Annotated in this window: 1 protein-coding gene; it reads left to right on the plus strand. The window is 71.9% G+C overall.

Features of this window, described 5'->3' with window-relative positions; all coding sequences use genetic code 11:
* Positions 1 to 15 precede the first annotated feature (15 nt).
* A partial coding sequence (locus ABD343_RS34535; protein ID WP_344534087.1) for an acyltransferase domain-containing protein occupies positions 16 to 2943 on the plus strand: 2928 nt, incomplete at its 3' end.

The following is a 2943-nucleotide window of genomic DNA, read 5'->3' on the forward strand; positions in this document are numbered from 1 at the left end:
GGTCAGGTATCCGAGCTGGAGCACACCACGTATGCGCAGGCCGGACTGTTCGCGTTGCAGGTCGGCCTGGCCCGGCTGCTGGGCTCCTTCGGAGTGCGGCCGGATGCGGTGATCGGTCATTCGATTGGTGAGGTGGCTGCCGCGCATGTGGCCGGGGTGCTCGGGCTGGAGGACGCGTGTGCGCTGGTGGCGGCCCGGGCGACGTTGATGGGTGCGCTGCCCGAGGGCGGCGCGATGGTCGCGATCGAGGCCGGAGCAGACGAGCTGGAGCTGCCCGACGGTGTGACGGTGGCCGCCCTCAACACCCCGACCAGCACTGTGATCTCCGGGCCGGAAGAGCCCGTGCTGGAGCTGGCCGAAGTGTGGAAGGCCCAGGGACGTAAGACCAAGCGCCTCAGCGTGAGTCATGCCTTCCATTCGCCGCTCATGGATCCGATGCTGGAGGACTTCCAGCAGGCCATCGGCGACTTGGACTTCCGGCTGCCGGTGATCCCGTTGCTGAGCAACCTGACCGGTCGGCCGGTTGAGCAGGAGATCGCGAGCCCTGACTACTGGGTCCAGCACATCCGCCAGCCCGTCCACTTCGCCCCCGCCGTCGCCCACCAGGGCCCCGGCACCTACCTCGAACTCGGCCCGGATCCTGTGCTGGCCACCGCCGCCCAGCACACCGTGGACGGAGACCTGCTCGCCCTCTCCACCCTCAACGCGAAGCAATCGGAGGACCGGGCCTTCGCCCGGGCCCTGGCCCAGCTCCACACCCACGGCACCGATATCGACTGGACGCCCTGGTTCGCCGAGGGTCCCACCACCGACCTGCCCACCTATGCCTTCCAGCGCCAGCACTACTGGCTGGAGGACGCGGCGCACGGGGGCGATACGGCGCGGCTGGGGCAAGGAGACTCCGGTCATCCGTTGCTGCCCGCTGCCGTGGCGACGGCGGACGGCGGGTTGCTGCTCACCGGGCGGATCGGGGAGCAGCGGTGGTTGGGGGATCACCGGGTGCTGGGCTCGGTGCTGGTGCCCGGTGCGGCGCTGGCGGAGTGGGCGTTGCGGGCGGCGGACGAGGCCGGGTGCGGCGGTGTCGAGGAACTCGTGCTGCGAGCGCCGCTCGTCCTCCCGGAGAACGGTGCCGTCAACATCCAGGTGGTCGTCCAACCGGCCGAGGCCGAGGCCGGCGCCGACGACGGGCGGCGGGACGTGCGCGTCTACTCACGCCCCTCCCACGAGACGAACGGCGCGGGCTGGGAGTGCCACGCCGAGGGCACGCTCGGTCCGGTGGCTGCGGATACCCCATCCCTGGAGGCCAGTTGGCCACCTGCCGACGCGGAGCCCGTGGGGATCGACGGGTTCTACGAGCGTGCCGCGGCGGCCGGATACGAGTACGGTCCGGCCTTCCAGGGCCTACGGGCCATGTGGCGGGACGGACAGGACCTGGTGGCAGAGGTGGAACTGCCGGACGACCTGGACCAGGTGGACGGCTTCGCTGTCCACCCGGCACTGCTCGACGCCGCGCTGCACCCCGTCTCCCTGCTGGGGAGTGACGACGACGGGCGGTTGTGGCTGCCGTTCGGCTGGAGCGGGCTACGCCTGCACGCGGTGGGTGCCCGTGTCGTACGGGTGCGGCTCTCGCCGCTCGGCGAGGACCTCGACCACGGGGTGCGGATCGCCGCCGTGGACCTGGCCGGTGCGCCGGTGTTCACCGTCGAGTCGCTGGTGATGCGGCCGATGGACCGGGACCGGTTGGCGCGGACGCGTACGACGACCGACGGGCTCTACTCGGTCGAGTGGACCGTGGCGACGGACGTTCCCGCTGCATCCGGAGCGGTGTGGCCGGTTCTGGCCCGGGGCGCGGACGTGACGGAGCTGGTCGAGAAGGGCGAGGCGGTTCCGGAGGTCGTTCTCGCGGACGTACGCGGTACCGGCGGCACCGACGACGCCGACGGGCTGACCGCCGCGACCGCGACGCTGGAACTGCTGCACGCCTGGACCGCCGAGCCTCAGCTCGCCGAGTCCCGACTGGTGCTGGTCACGCGCGAGGCCGTCGCGGTCGAGGACGGCGGCACACTCGACGTCACGGCCGCGGGCGTCTGGGGCCTCGTCCGTACCGCGCAGCGCGAGAACCCCGACGCCTTCCTCCTCCTCGACCTCGATGCCGACGCCGACCTCGATGCCGACGCCGACGTCGACACGGGCGACGAGGCCGTGCGCGGCGCCGTCTCGTACGCGCTCGACGCCGACGAGCCGCAGATCGCCGTGCGTGCGGGGCGGGTGTGGGTGCCGCGTGTCACGCGGGCGGAGTCCGGCCTGGAGCCGTTGGACGAGGGGCGCGCGTGGCGCTTGGGAATGGACTCCGCCGGGACGGTGGAGGACGTGCGGGTGGTGGCGTGTCCGGAGGCGGAGGCGCCGTTGGGGGAGGGGCAGGTGCGGCTGGCGGTGCGGGCCGCCGGTGTCAACTTCCGTGATGTGCTGATCGCGCTCGGCATGTACCCCGGGGGAGGCGTCTTCCAGGGCAGTGAGGGTGCGGGCGTCGTGACGGAGATCGGCCCCGGTGTCACAGAACTGGCCCCCGGCGACCGCGTGATGGGGCTCTTCGAGGGCGCCTTCGGACCGGTCGCCGTCGCCGACGCGCGCATGCTCGCCCGCATGCCCGACAACTGGACCTGGCACGAGGCGGCAGCCGTACCCGTGGTCTTCCTGACGGCGTGGTTCGGGTTGGTGGAGTTGGCGGGGTTGCGTCGGGGTGAGTCGGTTGTGATCCATGCGGCGACGGGTGGTGTGGGGACGGCCGCGGTGCAGATCGCGCGGCATCTGGGGGCGGAGGTCTATGCCACGGCCAGTCCTGGCAAGCAGCACGTGTTGGAGGCGATGGGTATCGATGCGGCTCATCGTGCGTCTTCGCGGGATGTGGGGTTCGAGGAGGCGTTCCGCGCGGCCAGTGGTGGG

The sequence above is a fragment of the Streptomyces albiaxialis genome, assembly GCF_039530985.1.
GTDB classification, from domain to species: domain Bacteria; phylum Actinomycetota; class Actinomycetes; order Streptomycetales; family Streptomycetaceae; genus Streptomyces; species Streptomyces albiaxialis.